At 66.4% G+C, this 15,126-nt stretch carries 22 protein-coding genes and 1 tRNA gene; 13 read left to right on the forward strand and 10 right to left on the reverse strand.

What is annotated here, in order from left to right:
* From BST15_RS19250 to BST15_RS19260, 3 genes are all read right to left on the reverse strand, one after another.
* Positions 1–1,072 (reverse strand): DUF7159 family protein (locus BST15_RS19250; RefSeq protein ID WP_133053201.1); only part of this gene is annotated, 1,072 nt, incomplete at its 3' end.
* A gap of 107 nt (positions 1,073–1,179) precedes the next feature.
* Positions 1,180–1,752 (reverse strand): dCTP deaminase, encoded by a 573-nt coding sequence (gene dcd, locus BST15_RS19255; protein WP_046190725.1) that lies wholly within the window; start codon positions 1,750–1,752, stop codon positions 1,180–1,182.
* A gap of 36 nt (positions 1,753–1,788) precedes the next feature.
* Positions 1,789–2,481, reverse strand: a complete 693-nt coding sequence (locus tag BST15_RS19260) for an MspA family porin (RefSeq protein ID WP_083071119.1) — start codon at positions 2,479–2,481, stop codon at positions 1,789–1,791.
* 174 nt (positions 2,482–2,655) lie between these two features.
* Here BST15_RS19260 and BST15_RS19265 point away from each other — a divergent pair, with 174 nt between their 5' ends.
* A complete protein-coding gene (locus BST15_RS19265) occupies positions 2,656–2,940 on the forward strand; it encodes a hypothetical protein (protein WP_046190726.1) in 285 nt (94 codons plus the stop codon).
* 69 nt (positions 2,941–3,009) lie between these two features.
* A tRNA-Gly gene (locus BST15_RS19270) sits at positions 3,010–3,083 on the forward strand.
* A 79-nt stretch (positions 3,084–3,162) separates the two neighbouring features.
* On the opposite strand, the gene BST15_RS19275 is transcribed toward BST15_RS19270, so the two are convergent.
* Both BST15_RS19275 and BST15_RS19280 read right to left on the reverse strand, forming a co-directional pair.
* On the reverse strand, positions 3,163–4,359 hold the full coding sequence (locus BST15_RS19275; protein ID WP_046190727.1) for a tyrosine-type recombinase/integrase: 1,197 nt from the start codon (positions 4,357–4,359) through the stop codon (positions 3,163–3,165).
* Positions 4,352–4,933, reverse strand: coding sequence for a DUF4168 domain-containing protein (locus tag BST15_RS19280; protein WP_131701228.1), 582 nt, complete (start codon positions 4,931–4,933; stop codon positions 4,352–4,354). Before BST15_RS19280 ends, BST15_RS19275 begins: the two co-directional genes overlap by 8 nt.
* Positions 4,934–5,096: 163 nt before the next feature.
* Between BST15_RS19280 and BST15_RS19285 the strand changes: the two genes are divergently transcribed.
* From BST15_RS19285 to BST15_RS19325, 9 genes are all read left to right on the forward strand, one after another.
* Positions 5,097–5,252 (forward strand): excisionase family DNA-binding protein, encoded by a 156-nt coding sequence (locus BST15_RS19285; RefSeq protein ID WP_083071120.1) that lies wholly within the window; start codon positions 5,097–5,099, stop codon positions 5,250–5,252.
* Positions 5,253–5,418: 166 nt separating this feature from the next.
* The gene (locus BST15_RS19290) at positions 5,419–5,706 is read left to right on the forward strand and encodes a hypothetical protein (protein ID WP_046190728.1); all 288 of its coding nucleotides are present in this window, start codon (positions 5,419–5,421) and stop codon (positions 5,704–5,706) included.
* Positions 5,706–6,404, forward strand: a complete 699-nt coding sequence (locus tag BST15_RS19295; RefSeq protein WP_052751520.1) for a hypothetical protein — start codon at positions 5,706–5,708, stop codon at positions 6,402–6,404. The genes BST15_RS19290 and BST15_RS19295 overlap by 1 nt, the downstream gene beginning before the upstream one ends.
* Positions 6,404–6,754 (forward strand): DUF2742 domain-containing protein, encoded by a 351-nt coding sequence (locus tag BST15_RS19300; protein ID WP_046190729.1) that lies wholly within the window; start codon positions 6,404–6,406, stop codon positions 6,752–6,754. Before BST15_RS19295 ends, BST15_RS19300 begins: the two co-directional genes overlap by 1 nt.
* Positions 6,751–8,529 carry a helix-turn-helix transcriptional regulator gene (locus BST15_RS19305; RefSeq protein WP_234708351.1) on the forward strand — a complete coding sequence of 593 codons (1,779 nt, stop codon included), beginning with the start codon at positions 6,751–6,753 and terminating at the stop codon, positions 8,527–8,529. Before BST15_RS19300 ends, BST15_RS19305 begins: the two co-directional genes overlap by 4 nt.
* Positions 8,526–8,804, forward strand: coding sequence for a hypothetical protein (locus BST15_RS19310; protein ID WP_052751519.1), 279 nt, complete (start codon positions 8,526–8,528; stop codon positions 8,802–8,804). Before BST15_RS19305 ends, BST15_RS19310 begins: the two co-directional genes overlap by 4 nt.
* On the forward strand, positions 8,801–9,052 hold the full coding sequence (locus tag BST15_RS19315; protein WP_046190731.1) for a hypothetical protein: 252 nt from the start codon (positions 8,801–8,803) through the stop codon (positions 9,050–9,052). The genes BST15_RS19310 and BST15_RS19315 overlap by 4 nt, the downstream gene beginning before the upstream one ends.
* Positions 9,049–9,534, forward strand: coding sequence for a hypothetical protein (locus BST15_RS19320; RefSeq protein ID WP_046190732.1), 486 nt, complete (start codon positions 9,049–9,051; stop codon positions 9,532–9,534). The genes BST15_RS19315 and BST15_RS19320 overlap by 4 nt, the downstream gene beginning before the upstream one ends.
* Before the next feature lie 118 nt (positions 9,535–9,652).
* Complete coding sequence (locus tag BST15_RS19325) at positions 9,653–10,519, forward strand: phage major capsid protein (RefSeq protein ID WP_234708350.1); 867 nt, start codon at positions 9,653–9,655, stop codon at positions 10,517–10,519.
* Positions 10,520–11,069: 550 nt separating this feature from the next.
* Here BST15_RS19325 and BST15_RS19330 read toward each other — a convergent pair.
* The 3 genes from BST15_RS19330 to BST15_RS19340 form a co-directional block, all read right to left on the reverse strand.
* Positions 11,070–11,327, reverse strand: coding sequence for a hypothetical protein (locus tag BST15_RS19330; RefSeq protein ID WP_067968370.1), 258 nt, complete (start codon positions 11,325–11,327; stop codon positions 11,070–11,072).
* Between the two features lie 10 nt (positions 11,328–11,337).
* Positions 11,338–11,544, reverse strand: coding sequence for a hypothetical protein (locus BST15_RS19335; protein ID WP_046190734.1), 207 nt, complete (start codon positions 11,542–11,544; stop codon positions 11,338–11,340).
* Between the two features lie 311 nt (positions 11,545–11,855).
* Entirely contained in the window at positions 11,856–12,326 is a 471-nt protein-coding gene (locus tag BST15_RS19340) for an MTB12 C-terminal domain-containing protein (protein WP_131701227.1), read from the reverse strand.
* A gap of 175 nt (positions 12,327–12,501) precedes the next feature.
* Here BST15_RS19340 and BST15_RS19345 point away from each other — a divergent pair, with 175 nt between their 5' ends.
* A complete protein-coding gene (locus BST15_RS19345; RefSeq protein ID WP_046190736.1) occupies positions 12,502–13,386 on the forward strand; it encodes a hypothetical protein in 885 nt (294 codons plus the stop codon).
* Here BST15_RS19345 and BST15_RS19350 read toward each other — a convergent pair.
* Together BST15_RS19350 and BST15_RS19355 are read right to left on the reverse strand one after the other, a co-directional pair.
* On the reverse strand, positions 13,383–14,288 hold the full coding sequence (locus tag BST15_RS19350) for a glycoside hydrolase family 16 protein (protein WP_188108876.1): 906 nt from the start codon (positions 14,286–14,288) through the stop codon (positions 13,383–13,385). The two genes, BST15_RS19345 and BST15_RS19350, sit on opposite strands and share 4 nt — an antisense overlap.
* Before the next feature lie 67 nt (positions 14,289–14,355).
* The gene (locus BST15_RS19355) at positions 14,356–14,748 is read right to left on the reverse strand and encodes a hypothetical protein (RefSeq protein WP_046191072.1); all 393 of its coding nucleotides are present in this window, start codon (positions 14,746–14,748) and stop codon (positions 14,356–14,358) included.
* Positions 14,749–14,815: 67 nt separating this feature from the next.
* Here BST15_RS19355 and BST15_RS23130 point away from each other — a divergent pair.
* The coding region (locus tag BST15_RS23130) for a hypothetical protein (RefSeq protein ID WP_207572060.1) at positions 14,816–15,126 on the forward strand (311 nt) is incomplete at its 3' end.

Raw genomic sequence — 15,126 nt, forward strand, 5'->3', positions numbered from 1 at the left:
CGGGCGGGACGACAGCCTTCGGCGGTGGGGCCTGATGGGTGACGACGTTGGCCCGCACATCGGGACGGGGCGTGTTGGCCGCGCGCATACCCACGGCCAACGCGATCGCCAGCCCCAGCACCCCCACGACGAACAGCGCCGCCACCCCACCGGTGACCAGCATTGGCTTGCGCTCGCGCGGCTGGATTCCGGTGCTGAAGTCGAGCATCCGCGAGTCGACGAGCTCGGGATCATCGGCGATCTCGGGGACCGCGCTGTACGCCAGCGGCTCGTTGCCGGCGGTGAGGTTGTAGTCCACCTCGCCCGACGCGAGGTAGGCGTGGCCGCCGCCGACCAGCGCCGGGTCCCACGCGCCGGTGCCCGGATCCTGCGCCCAGGCCTGCGCCTGGGTGGACGACGAGAACAGCGGCGCGTGGGCACTGGCCAATGCCGCGCCGCGGGCCAGCGCCATATCCGGCTCCTCGGGCACGCTGACCGGCAGCGGCGTGGCCTTCTCCAACTCCGGTTTGATCATGGCCACGTTGACGCCCGAGCCCACCACGAACAGGCCGTCGGGCTGGGACTCGAGCCGTTGGGCACCGGAGGCCAGGTCGGTGATCTCCGCGACCGCACTCTCGTCATCGGGTGAGAGCGCCTGGCGATGGATCTCGGTGATCGAACCGTCGTCGGAGCTGACGACGGCCAACGTGGCGGCCTCGGGCTCGACGAACAGCAAGGCGGTGCGGGTGTAGCGCGTCGTACTGCCCACCGACTGGGCCAGGGCGGCGGCGGCCAGGAACGCCGAGACCAGCATCACGTTCTCCACCTTGCGGCCGGCCAGCGCCTCACGCAGCGCGGTTGCCTCGGCGGGATGGCTCCAGGTCACACCGGTGGAACTGAGCTGATAGCCGCCTTCTCGGGCGCCCTCGCGGGTGCCCAGGATCGCCGACACCACCCGCTCCGGGGCCGTCTGGGTATCGGCGCCCAGGTCGAAATCGTCGTGCTCGACGGTGACTCCGTCGGCGCTTTGGCCCTCCACCAACACCATGCGGACCGCCGAGGGCGCCACCGACACTCCCAAAACGATGTCCACGCAACCTCCCCTGCTGCTTGTCGGCCGGCGTCACCGGCCCATTCCCCCACCAGGGCTGGCCGAAACCGGCTTCATCGCAGCCGCGGGGCGGCCGTCACATCCGAGGGCTAATCAGACTTGATGAAGTTCTGGTACGAGCGCGACGGTGTCGGCCCGCGCTGGCCCTGATATTTCGACCCTACGCGCGTGCTGCCGTACGGGTGCTCGGCCGGCGACGTCAGCCGCAGTAGGCAGAGCTGGCCGATCTTCATGCCCGGCCACAGCGTGATCGGCAGGTTGGCGACGTTGGACAGCTCCAAAGTGATGTGGCCCGAAAAGCCGGGGTCGATGAATCCCGCCGTGGAATGCGTGAGCAGACCCAGCCGGCCCAGACTCGACTTGCCCTCCAGCCGGCCGGCCAGATCGTCGGGCAGGGTGCAGCACTCCAGGGTGGAGCCCAGCACGAACTCGCCGGGGTGCAGCACAAACGGCTCGCCGGGTTTGGGCTCGACCAGGGTGGTCAGCTCGTCCTGCTGTTTGGCGGGGTCGATGTGGGTATAGCGGGTGTTGTTGAACACCCGAAACAGGCTGTCGAGGCGAACGTCCACGCTGGAGGGCTGGACCAGGGCGTCGTCGAAGGGGTTGATACCCAGCCTGCCGGCGGCGATTTCGGCCCGCAGATCGCGATCGGAGAGCAGCACGGCACGAGCGTATCCGCTGACCGGCGGGAATCGCGATCAGACGGTCGTGGTGGACCCGACGTAGGACAGCACCACGTCCGATTCCTCGGTCTCGCGGGTGAGCACCGCGTAGGAGCGAATGAATGACTGCCCCACACACCCGTCGATCTTGACGTGGAACTCGCTGATCATGACCCAGGGATGGGCGCCCTTGAACACCTTCTGATGCACCGGCACGATGAATACCAGGCCGGGCTTGAGTCCGACGGTGACCACACCGGTGATCGGGGTGGCGAGGGCCGGCAGCACCTGGAAGGGGGCAGCAGGCCCGGGCGGGATCGGCACCATCGCCCCCAGCCCCGGGGCCATGCCGGCGGAACCGGACATGGTGACGCCGTTGGCGGTGCTCATGTCGATTCCACAGCCGATCTGATACCCCGCTTCGAGCGTTCCCTCTGGTGTCTCCCCCTCGGGAGCGATCAGCTCGGCAAAGTAGGTTCCGCTGGAGACGTACTCGCGCGAGGAGATCGCGGTGGTCAACGGCGCCACCGGAACCTGCGCCTCATCCCTGGTGCCGACGGTCAGGGTCCACCCGTCCGGGGTGCGGACGGTGGCGGGTTCTTTCGGAGGCACCTGCGGGGACACCGGGACCGCGTCGGGGGCGGGATCGGCACCGGCCGGCGGCACCATCAGACAACCCACGCACGCGAGAATCACCACCCGAGAAAGAACCGACGTGGCCGACACCATGGTCGCTACGCTAGGGACGGGCGCGAACAGATCCCGATTACGCGAGGCACCTCGGCGAATACCGTTTTGCGTTCGTAACCGCTCCGCGATCTTGCGCCGCCCTCCCGAGCGTGGCCGAAGGTAACCTGGGACTTCACGCGGCAGTGTGCCTGCGACAACTCCGGGGAGGCGATCATGCGGCAACGCTTCGCCCAGGCCCTGGCGATCGGCGCTCTCGGCGCCCTCGCCGTGTTGCTAGGCGCCACGGCCGCGCATGCGGATCCGTCCGACCCAAATCCCCTTCCGGGGCCGCCCTCGCCGATCATCGACGACTTCATCTCCGCGCAGATTCCCGCGTTGTACTCCCCCGGCAACGAAATATCGCAGTCGAACGTGCAGGGCGGCGCTGTGATCCACGGCGGCGTGGGGATGTACTGCCAGAACCCCGGCGTCGAATGCCGGCCACCCGGGCGAGGATGACGTGAGGCCGGGGGCGCTCACCCCCGCACCGCTGCCCGCAGCCGAGTGTTAGCCTTCCAAGGCAGCAACGCCGATGTAGTTCAATGGCAGAACATCAGCTTCCCAAGCTGAATACGCGGGTTCGATTCCCGTCATCGGCTCCATACATGCAGGTCAGAGACTTTCCGAAGTTTGCTAGCAAACCCGAGACCGCGAAATCCCGTACTTTCCCCGCAAATTGGGTCAGCCGGTCGGTTTGCTGGCCCATTCTTCCAGCACAGCGCGGGTATCCGGCCCCGCCGTCACCCGCTGCACATAGTGGCCCTCGGTAGTCGCAAGCTGGGCGTGCGAGAGCTGTTGCTGTGCGGCCTCGACACCGAGCCCATCCCTGACGACGGTGGCCACCGACCGGCGGAAGCTGTGCGGCGTCACCCACCGCAGATCCTCGTGCGGCCCGAGGGCTTCCCGCAGCGATGAACGGATGTTCGACAGGCTCACCAGGCCGCCGTCCCGGTTCTTCAGCACAGTGCCATCAGGCCCCGTGATCGCATACAGGTCAGCGAGCACCTGGGCACCGAACGCGGGCAGCACCACCGTATGCGGCGGGGCGTGACCCTTGCGGGCATCCTGCCGGTGCAGCGGCCTGCCGGCCACCCTCCCCGCATCCTGCACCGTCCCGGAGACGGTAACGGTGGGCGGCACGGCGAGAAGGTCGACCTCATCCCACTGGACCGCCAGCACCTCCCCCGGCCGCACACCGGTCGCCGCCAGCAGCTCCACGAACGCCGGCAACATCAGCCCCCGCCGCGGCCCCGGACCCCGCCGACCGCACCACACCTGCACGGCCTGCCGCACCTGCTCCAACTCCATGCCCGTCAGCGCCCGCGCCGGCTTCCGCTCCGGCTTCGCGGTCTTCGTCTCACGGATCACGTTGTGCTTCACAACATCGAACCGGGCAGCCAGGCTGTACATGCCCGACAAGATGATCCGCAGATAGATCCCCGACGACGACGGCAACGCCTTCAAGTGCCCATCGGCGCGGCTCGTCGTCAGCTCCCCGATCCGCAGCTCCCCGAGCTGCTGCTCCCCATGCAGCCGCCACGTATCCCGGTACAAGGTGGTGGTGCGCTCCCCGATCCGGTCCTCGGCGATCTTGGCCGGCAACCACGCCTCGAACAGCTCCGACAGCGTCGTGGTCCGGTCGATCACACCTGTTGGCTCCCCAGCTTCCAGCTCGGCCGCGATGCGACGTTTCAGCTCCCGACGCGCATCCTCCGGTGACTTCCGAGACGACGCCTCACGCTCCCGCAGCTTCCCACTATGGAGCCGCAAATACGTTGTGGCATAGAAGATCTGCTGAGTCTTACCGCCGGGAAGTTCCGTGACGACACGCTCGGTGATCTTCCCATGCTCACCGGGCGCCATCCGCTGCCTAGGCACCGTCTGCCCGACCAAGCGATTCGTTCATCTTCTGCCTGATCTCTATCGTTTCCTGCAGCTTTTCGGCCGCCTGATGAAACGCCTCGGTCGCCCGCCGATTCGCCTCTAGCGCCTCCTTCATGTTGCTGTTGGCCTGCCGTTGATTCTCAATGGCCTGCTGACGCTCCTCTATCGCCTGCCGCAGAGTGTCGTGCGCTTCCTTCGCCTGGGCTTCGATACTTTCCAGATCAAGGCCCGTGAAGATGGATTGCGCCGCCTTGGGTGTGACGCTGACGCCGGGGAGTACGAGAACTTGCTCGTCATGGTCCGAAAAGAGTAGATCGAGCGCTGGAATCTCCAGGGCTGCGGCGATAACGAGTAGTTCAGGGATGCTTAGCACGTCGCCTCGGTGCCCGGAATCGAGCTTGGAGATCACCGTGGGAGATATGCGGTAGCCGAGTTCTTCGGTGCGTTTGCTCAACCATGTGGCTGATTTGCCGCCGGAACGCGCTCTCTTCATGGCGGCACCGACACGTTCAACCAGTTCGGCGGACCATTTGTTGCCATCGTTGGGGTGCTCACGCGCCTTCGCCATGCGAAGAAATTATGCCACATGCGCTTGCGTCCAAGCAGGTCCATGTTAGGCTGCTTTGTGCGAAGAAAATATTCGTCTCACGAATACAGGAGGAGCGGTGCCACCGGAAATACAGGATCAGATTGACCGGCTGAACAGTCGGTTGTGGCCGGTTGAGGCAGTCATGGAACGACTGTCGATCGGGCGGTCGATGGTGTTCGAGCTGATGGCCAGCGGCCAGTTGCGAAGCTGCAAGGTTGGTCGCCGCCGACTGGTATCCGAGTCCGCCATCAACGAGTACATCGCCCGCGTCGACCAGACCGGCGGTGATGCGGCTTGATGCGCCACTACCCGCAGGAAGGGCACCCCGATCTGGGGATCGCGCCCGAGATGGACAGGACCGAAGACCGTCGGCCTGTCAAAGGAAATGCCCCCGGTCGGTGCGCCAACACCGCCGAGGGCTCGCAGAACAACCCACCCATCCAAGAACAGGAGTCCTAACGATCATGATGGCACAAAACGAACCGATCCCCTACGAGCTGACCGATGACGGGGCCGACCCCGACAGTCACCTGTACCCGGTCGACTCGACGTACCACCGGTGCTGCAACGCCATCGGCCAGCACGCGCAGGCCTGCAACGCCCAGGGAGATGTCCGCCTGCTGGCCTACCTCCGTGGTGGCGCAGTCACGTTGCAGGTCGATGACGGCAGCCGGCCCTTCACGCTGTCCAGCGCCGAGGCCCAGGCTCTCGCTGAGCACCTGATGGTCCTCGCCGGACAGGCGGTGCGGTGATGAGCAACAAGATCCGGCAGGCGATCTGCTGCACCTGCGGCGAGATCCGCACCTGCCACCGGCCGCGGAACCACCAGCACGAGAACTACTGGCTCAGTGGCCCGGTCGACCGGAACTGGCACCGGGAGCTGGGAGACCTGAAGTGCTCAAATTGCGGCCAGGTCACCCGCCACGCCATCCTCCACCCTGAGGGCGACGCATTCCGGGACCATGCTGAGCGGATTACGCGGATGGCACTCGGCGGTGATGATCCCTGCAACGTCTACTACCGCGACGAGATCCGCCAGGCGTACCGCCAAGGGCGGCAGGCAAACCCGCTCATGAACCACTTGTGGCCCAGCAGTGAGACGACGGCGGCTCGCAAGGCCGGAAAGGCCACCGTCGTCGCGTACTGCGGGGAGACGGTCCCTCTGCCGGAGAAGGTGGGGAGTCCTTCCCCGCAGTGCGGCGAAGTCCTGCTGAAACCCGACCCGGTGCGTTTCGATCAGGAATACGAGCACCCGGAGACCGGCACCTGGTGGGTCGAAATGGACTGCCCGGACTGCTACCGGGTGAGCAACGCACGGCGGGTGGCTCAGCGCCGGAAGTTGCTCACGGAGTGGCTTGCGTGGGCTCTGCGGTACCACTCCGAGCGGGTTCCTGACGAGCGCGTAGAAGATCTGATCGCGGCATTCAAGACTGCGGCGGGCGAGGCCTGATGGCCAACAAGGTGGGGGGAGCCGGCCCTTCGGGGCCGGCCTCCCGGCAGGTGTCGTGGCCGGAGGTGAACCGCTTCCTCACCGAGGTGGTTAAGGCCGCCAACTGTGCCCCGTTGCCTGTGGCCGGCACCCCGGCGTGGTGCGAGCTGGCCGACGACGACATGCGCAAGCTCATCTCCCTCGCCGTCGCTGGTGAACACCATGTCCTGAGGTGCGACCTCGAACAGGCCGCAGCCGCCGACGCGGCGAAAACCATTGCCACCGCCGAGGACTGGCCAGCTATTGCCCGCCAAATCCGCGCCGGACGCGGCCCTGCTTACGTCCCTCGCCACAAGGAGACCACCGCGTGATCGACCCCGACCTCACGAAGAAGTTCTTCCTCGAATCCGAGTCCGACCAACTCACCCGGATCTACCAGTGGGCACGCGCCCGCTACGCCGCGCCCTGGGCAGTATTCGGCGCCGTCCTGCTGAGGGTGTCGGCCAGCACCGGCCCGGATGTCCAGCTTCCTGGTGTCATCGGCGGTCGCGCCAGCCTCAACATGATGGCCGTGTTCGTCGCGGCATCCGGTGGCGGCAAGGGCATCTCAGACGCGACAGCCCGCTTAGCATGGCCGGCTGATATCCACGAGGAAGGACTCGGATCGGGTCAGGGCATCTCCGAGTTGTTCAAGGAGACGAAGAACCCCGAGGACCGGATCAGCAGGGCGATCTTCATGGTGCCCGAGATCGACCACCTGGCCGCACTGGACGCAGGGCAAGGGAACAACACCCGCGCCACCCTCAAGGCCGCGATCATGGGTGAACGGCTCGGCAGCAAGGGGGCTTCGTCGGCCACGTCTCGGATGGTCGCACCGCACACCTATCGCATGTGCCTCTCGGTCGCCGGCCAGTTCGGACACTGCGGGGTGATCCTGGATGACGCGACGGGCGGAACCCCTCAGCGCACCTTGTGGTTCCCCTCGACAGACCCGCAGATGCCCGGCGAACGTTCCGCTGACCCCGGCCCGCTCGACACCGGCATCCCCCTGTGGGCGCCCGGCGCCGACGAAGTAGTGGAGATCGCCTACGGGCCGGCGGAGATCACCGAGACGATCATCGCCGCGCACCTAGCCCGCCAGCGCGGCGACGGTGACGCCCTCGATGGTCACGCGATGTTGGTCCGCTGCAAGGTCGCCGCCATCCTGGCGATCATGCACCACCGGTCAGTCGTCTCCGAGCAGGACTGGGAACTGTCGGCAATCGTCATGGAGGTGTCGGACGCCACCCGGCAGACCGTTATCGAGCACGCCCGCCAAGCCGCGAAAGCGAAGGTGCGCGAACGGGCAATCGCCAGGGCGGTCGGAGACGAGGTCTATGACAGCCGCCTGCTCGACGGTGTCCGCACCAGCATCCTCCGAACCCTTGAGCGCGATGGCGAACAGGCCGGCAACGAACTGCGCAGCAAGATGGGCAAGCGAGACCGCCGCGACATGTTCGACCAAGCCATCGCTTTGCTGCAACACGAGGGCCTGGTGACCTCAATGGAGGTTGCACGCGGCACCCGATACCGATTGGCACTGGTTCAGGGTGAACCGGCGGTTCAGGGTGCATATCAGCAGTTCAAAGAGGGTGAACCGAAAGTTCAGGGTGAACCACCCGCGACCGTAACCGATCTCGATTCCCGCAGGTCACACGAATCCGAGCGGCCCAAGCTGTCGTGCCAGCGATGGTTCAATCACCACGTTGAACAGCTCATCGCGGCCGGCGAAACTCTCGCCGAATCGTTTGCTGTGATCACCGCCGGCCAAGCCGCCGGCTACACCAAACACCAGATCCACACCGCCGCCAGCGCCCACCCCACCCTCAAAGCCCTCGGCCGCGGACAGTGGTCCATCACCGGCGAACACAACCCGTACCCCAGCGCCGACGACTTCATAACCACCTACCTCAACCAGCTCCCAGCAAATACCACGGAGGTCGACCGTGATCACTTCCGGGCCGCCGGGGAAGCCGCCGGCTACGCCTGGGAAGCCCTACGCAAGGCGATCCGCAACCAGCCCCGGATTACCTCAACGATGGGACCGAACGCGGCATGGCGTATCACTCCCGCGACCACCGACACCGCCGAGGAGGGCACCGCGTGACCGTGCTCGATTCCCTGCTGTCCGCTATCGGCGGCGCACCCGCCCTTCCCGGCGCCCGCTGCCGCCACCGCAGTCACCTGTTCGACGAGCGTGGCGGCGACGAACCTGAAGACGTGGCCGAGCAGCGTCACCAGCAGGCCCTCGGCCTCTGCCGCCTCTGCCCGGCCTTGGCTGGCTGCCAACGCTGGTACGCCGACCTGCCCGCCCGCCACCGCCCGACCGGTGTCATCGCCGGAATCGTCAACAGCCCCAAGAAGAAAGGAAGGTCAGCATGATCCATCCCGAGATCGATGGCGCGCGTGACGCGCTGGCACTGATCGACGCCGCCCTACGTGGCGACAACGAGGCCGCACAGTTGATCGTCAGCAACTACACCGACACTGCCGGCACGCTGCTACGGCAACTGCTCAGCGTCACCGAGGTATTCGCCCGCCGGATCGGCGAACTGACCGACACCGACCCCCACCAGGTCGTCCAAACGCTGCGCGACGGCGTAGCCGACATCGAAGGAGAAATTCAGTGAGTAACGAAACCGCCAACGAAGCAACCCCGGTCGACACCGAGGAAGTCACCGACACCACGGCCACGACTGAGGTTCCCGCCGAACCCCAGTCCGACACGGACACGCAGGAAGAAACGGTCGAACAGTTCGGCCGTGACTACGTGGAAAAGCTGCGCCGGGAATCCGCCGGATACCGCGAACGCGCCACCACCGCCGAAACCACCGTCGCAGCACTGCAACAGCAGCACGCCGAACGCCTCATCGACGCCGCCGGGGTGAAGCCAGCAGCCGTATTCGCGCTGACCACCATCACCGATCTACTCGCCGACGACGGCACCGTAGACCCCGAGAAAGTCGCCGCTGCGGTCACCCGCGCCCGCCAGGAACTCGGCGTCACCGGCCGACCCCAACCCCTTCGGCCGCAGGGCGGCCTTACCAGCGGCACCGGTGCACCCAAGGTGGCGAACACCTGGCAATCCGCATTCGCCCCGCCGGAAAGGTAGACTCACCACCAACAACCGCCTGATGCGGGAAGGTCGCGGCCCGGAGCCACGCCATCGAATACACCAATTTGATGTGCGCGCTTCCGGGCCGCACCCCGTTTGAAAGGCAGGACCACCCGTGTCCGGTATCGAACTCACCACCCCGCTCACCACAGTCGCCTGGGCGCAAGACAAGTTCTCGTTCACACCCGGTGATGTCGTCCCCGAAGCCCTCATCCTCAAGACCTCCACCGTCTCCGGGCACATCGAGGGAGACCGGCCATCTCTGCGAGTCGCCTACGTCAAGGACGACGAGTCAGCGGCCTACGTGGCTGAAGGCGCCGAGATCACCGACTCCGCCCCGGAACTGTCCGAGGTCGTCATCCACACGAAGAAACTCGCCCGCCTGGTCTCAATCTCCAACGAACAGCACCGCCAGCCCGAAACTCCCGGCCAGACCGCGCAATCGGTGGCCCGTGACCTCATCCGCAAGGCCGACCTGTCCTATCTCAGTGAGGTTGCACCCACACCGCCGGCCACCGGCTCCACCGGCCTGTTGCACACCACTGGCGTGGTCGACGGCGGTGAAGTCGCTGCCAACCTCGACGGCCTCGTTGACCTCGTTGCCGAACTCGAAGCCAACCTTGCGCACCCCGGATACATCGTCGTAGACCCCCGCACCTGGGCCAGCCTGCGCAAGCTCAAGGTTGGTGGTGACCAGATCAACGCCTCGTTGCTCGGTGCCGGAACCACCGACGCCGTGCCCATGCTGCTGAGTCTGCCGGTGCTGCGCTCCCCGTTCATCCCCGCCAACAGCGGCCTGGTCATCGACCCCAGCGCCATCGTCTCGGCAGTCGGGCAGGTCAACATCGCCCAATCCGATCACGCCCTGTTCGCCAACGACGCGGTCCTGCTGCGGGCAACGTGGTCCATCGGCTGGGCAGTTATGCGCCCCGAACGCATCGGCAAGTTCACCGTCGACCCCGGCGACAGCGACGGCAGCTAACCCAAGCCCGCTATCCCCCGCGCGGTCCTGAACTCCCCGCGCGGGGATGGCGAAACGAGGTCCGGGTGGTGTTGATGTGGGTCGCCCCGCCCGGACCTCCGCCACGGCGGGGTCGGTTGCCGTTCAGCCGGCCCCGCCACCAAGGCCAACAACCAGACGATAGATAGAGCTTCTAGTTAGCTACGGATATCGTGGTCACCAGGCAATCGTGCGATCAGATCGAACAACCGTGCGACAACGCGTCATTAAGGCCGACTATGCAACGCCCTGACCTGGGGGGATACCCCATTGGGGGTCGGAGAACGCCACTCTGAAGGCGTAATCTCTCCCCCCGTCAAGAAAAAAAGAACACACGTTCGAACCGATTGCCGTTTGATTGTTTGCTGGGATGGCGCTCAGTGTGTTGGAAAAAAATGAATAGGGGGTATGTGCCTAAGCCACGAGCGGCGGCTGACTGCCTTTGGGGGTTGCCCCCCCTCCGTTAGACTTGCTGTTGCGGGTGCGCCCCTACATTTCATGTAGGCATTGCGGCCCGCTTTTTCGTGGCCGGTCAGCTCAGGGCGGTTATCGTCGCTAGGTCTTCTCGGATCGCGGCGATGTCGTCCGGGTCGAGTGTTGGATCGTCGGCGAACTCAGCGACCGCGTCCGCGAGGTTCTGGGGCAGGGGTATAGACCGCAGGGCGGCTTGCTCAACGAGGTCGATGATGGCTGCAACGTACTCGCCGGCAGACACCGCGCTCTTGATGCCGAACCCCTCAGGCTTGACGGCAGCAAACAGCTGCTCAGCAAGCTCATGGTCAGTCATCACGAGCGCCAGGCTACGGCTGACGTTGCCTGGCGCGGATGCGTGCGGCGATATCTGGGTCGATCGTTGGCGACTTCAGCAGCACAGTGAATGCCAGGTCGAAGTCGTAGGTCGACAGCAGATCGATCACATCCTGGCGGCGGTCGATGCCCAGCCCATCCCACGCTGACGAGATGGCGTCATACGCGAGCACCTGATCATCAAGGTCTGACCTGGACATGCGTCAAGGTTACGGCCGGGCACCGACAGGCACGAACCCGTGACCAGTCACGGGTTGCTGCTGCTCCGTATTTTCCCCGCATAAACGTCCGCGACACGCCGTGTATCTACCCGTACCCGCCCGTACTAGGTACATCGGTAATCAGTTGCGCCACAACATATTAACGGACTAACCCATACGGCAGCAGACGCTGTTTTCGCTTGCTGAATACGCGGGTTCGATTCCCGTCATCGGCTCCAACCCCAAATAGCGCGAACCCCCGCGACAGGGGTGTCGCGGGGGCCGCCGAGTGCGAATACCGGGAAAGCCCGTTACTTAACCCACGGGACGATCGGCACGAACGGCCGGTTGGCGTTGTGCCAGAAGTGGTCCAGCGCGGTCACCGCGGTGTCATGGGTGATCAGCCACCGCCCGCCCTGCTCGGACAGCACGATGGACTCGGGAGCGCTCTGCTCGTGAAAGCCCCCCTCGGAGGTGACCGTCGCGCCGGCGGAGTTGCCCGGCGCGGGCTGGATGTCGCTCACCACGAAGTGGTAGGGCAGCAGGCCGGCCTGCTGGGTCTCCCGCAGACGCTGGTCGATGGTCTGCGCCTCCTCGGGGGAGAACCCCGGGGTGACGATGTTGCCCTTGGCCACTGCGGGGATATCCGGGTTGGTGAGCTCAGCCATGAGGCCGAGCACCTCGTCCGGGCTGGGTACGGCCCCGTCCGCGGAGGCTGTAGCAGGGGTGACCACGCCCGTGAGCGCAGCAGCGAGCATGACTGAAGCGGCGACGATTCTCATGGCCAAAGGTTAACCACGGTATGTGTCCACCATGTTTTTTCTTTGCAACAGCACATGAAATCTCACAGGAAACAAACCCTGCCCTTAGCGCCGGGGACCGCCGACGCGTTTGGCCGCAGACGTCCGGCAGCGGTTTGTCGCGTCGGCGATCCGTGGCAAAGGCACAATCACCGGTATGGGCCTCTTCCCCAAGCCGCACGCCACCCTCACCGACGCCGAGGTCGCCGACGCGCTGAGCCGCGCGGTCGCGGTCATCGACCCGCTGCTCGATCTGCTCTCCCAGGCCGATCCGATCGGTCTGCGCCGCCGCAGCCGCCGGCTGCTCACCCCGCCGCGGGGCCTACGCCATCGGATCCGTCGGTTTCGGCTCCGGCGACGGCGCCAGGAGGCCGGTCGCGGCCCCAGCATCACCAACCGCGCGCTGGACGCCGGGGCTCAGCTGATCAATGCCGCGGACCTGCCCGGCACAGCAGCGTGGGACCGGATGAGCCGCGAGCAGCGGGTGCACTGGTGGGTGCATCGGGTTGGCGCACTGAACACCCTGGTGGTGGCTTCCCCCGGAGCGTTCGGCTTCCTGTCGCGGGTGCTGCCGGTGGGTGATTTGGCGGGGTTCGTCAACCACGCGATCGTGCTGTGCGCGATAGCACGCGAGTACGGCGTCACCGACCGGCGCGAGCAGGTCCGGTTGCTGGCCGAGGTGTTGTGCGGGCGGCATCTTCCCGAGAGCGTGGACATTCCCGCGCAGCCCGATCCCGCGCCGTTGCCCGAAACACCACCGCCGGGCTGGAAGCCGCTGAAGGCCATCACCGAATCGACGCCGGTGGTGATCACGCGCACCGTCTGGCAGCTCGCGGGGATCTTGCGTGCGACGTTCGACGAGGTGACCAAACGTCCGCATCCCAAGAAGGCCTACCAGTACCTGGGCTCACTGCCCGGGTTCGGCTTGCTCGCTTCCTATTTCGGTGAGCGGGGCGCGCTGATCCGGGCCGCCGAGGCGGGCGTGGCCTGGCTGGATGCTCAGGAGGGCAGTGCGGAGACCGGAGAGGTGAGCCCCCTCTAGAACACCCGCACCCAGTCGATGAGCATGTCGGCGGGGTAGCTGCCCACCCGGGCGTCACCGCCACCGGATCCGCCGATGGCCAGGTTCAGGATCGGGAACACGGTGTAGCCCGGGTCGTTGAACGGCCACTCCCGGCCCGGCTCTTCGATGTTCTCGATGCCGACCGCGGGGACGCTGAAGTAGGGCTCCATGCCCTCGACGTAGTCCTGCCAGAAGTACATGCCGCTCTGGTTCCAGGTGACTCGCCAGTTGTGCCAGTTGCCGTCGACGGGGATCGCATGCGTCTCGAACGCCGTGCCGTACGGGTTGGCGTGCACGGTGGTGCCCGAGGGCCATTCCCCGTTGCCGTACCACTCCATCAGGTCGATTTCGCCCTCGCGGCCCGGGTCGTCGTTGGACAGCCACCACCCGGGCCAGCAGCCCGCGGTCTGGCAGTTGAGCTTGATGCGGGCTTCCCAGGTGGTGCCGATTCCGCCGCGCCAGTTGCCGTGCACCAGGCCGCCGAAGAAGGTGTTGCCTTCCTGGGTGCCGCGGATCACCAGATTGGAGTTGCCGTCCAGGAAGACGTTCTTGCGGCTGTCGCGGTACTGGTAGAAGTACTCGGGCCGGTCCCAGCCCACCGGGCGACGGATCGGGGTGCGGTGGTTGGAGATCGTCCACTTGGATCGATCGGGCGCCGACCCGGCCGGACCGTCGAACTCGTCATGCCAGATGAAGCCGCCGGGCTTGGCCGCAGCCGCAGGGGGCGCGGCCGGGGCGGCGGGGTCCGCCGGAGCGGCCGGCGGCTGCGCCGGGTCGCCGGGCGCACCGGGAGCCGCGGGAACAGCTCTGGCCTGCGGTTTGGGCGCGGCGGCGGCCAAGGCGCCAGCACCCAGCATCAGCATTACTTGGCGACGGTTCATCTCAGGCACGGTGGCAATCTAACCCACGGCGCACCGGTGTCAAACAGGACAAGCCCAGGGGCGTGGCCTAGGTCACCTCGTCACCGTCAGCATTATCGTCGAGCACGCCGACCGCGATCCCGTACGGAAGGAAGCGCACCCGACGTTTGGGGTCGGGATTGCGCTGGCTGGCGCGCAGGGCCTCGATCTCGGTGGCGTAGACCTGTTCCACCCGGGCCGCCCCGTCTTCTCCGACGGTGTAGATGGCCCACACGCCGTCACCGGTCTCCCCGGTGGTCGTCGGCTCCGCACGGGCCGCGCGGGCCAGATCGGCGAAGATCGCGCCCCACCCCGCCCGCTCGTTGGGAGCGGCGAAGGTTCCGGCGAAGCGGTCGAATGCCGCACGCAGGCCCTCCCCCGCCTCACGCATCATCCGGTCCATGTCCTCGGAATCGAATCCGAATGCACCGCTGTCGCCCATTGCGAGCCCCTTTCGCCCCGGTGGCCACTCCCCAGTGTGCCCGCGCCGCCGGAGTCCGGCCACCGACGTGACGTCGGGACCGGGGCACCGTCAGTTCTGCGGAACCGTGATCGGGATCGAGACCGGGACGAACGGGATCGTCAGGTACTCGGTCGTCATCGGCACCGTCGTGGTCGGCGGCTCGGCGCTGCTCGACGGCGCAGTGGTGGTCGGCGGGGCCGTCGTGGTCGTCGTGGTGGGCGGAGCCGTGGTCGTGGTCGTGGTGGGCGGAGCCGTTGTAGTCGTCGTGGTTGTGGTGGGCGGGGCCGTCGTGGTGGTCGGCGGAGGCTCCGTGGTGGTGACCGGCGGCGGTACCGCCGAGGTCGTGGCGACCGGCGG

Source organism: Mycolicibacter arupensis, from assembly GCF_002086515.1.
GTDB lineage: Bacteria > Actinomycetota > Actinomycetes > Mycobacteriales > Mycobacteriaceae > Mycobacterium > Mycobacterium arupense.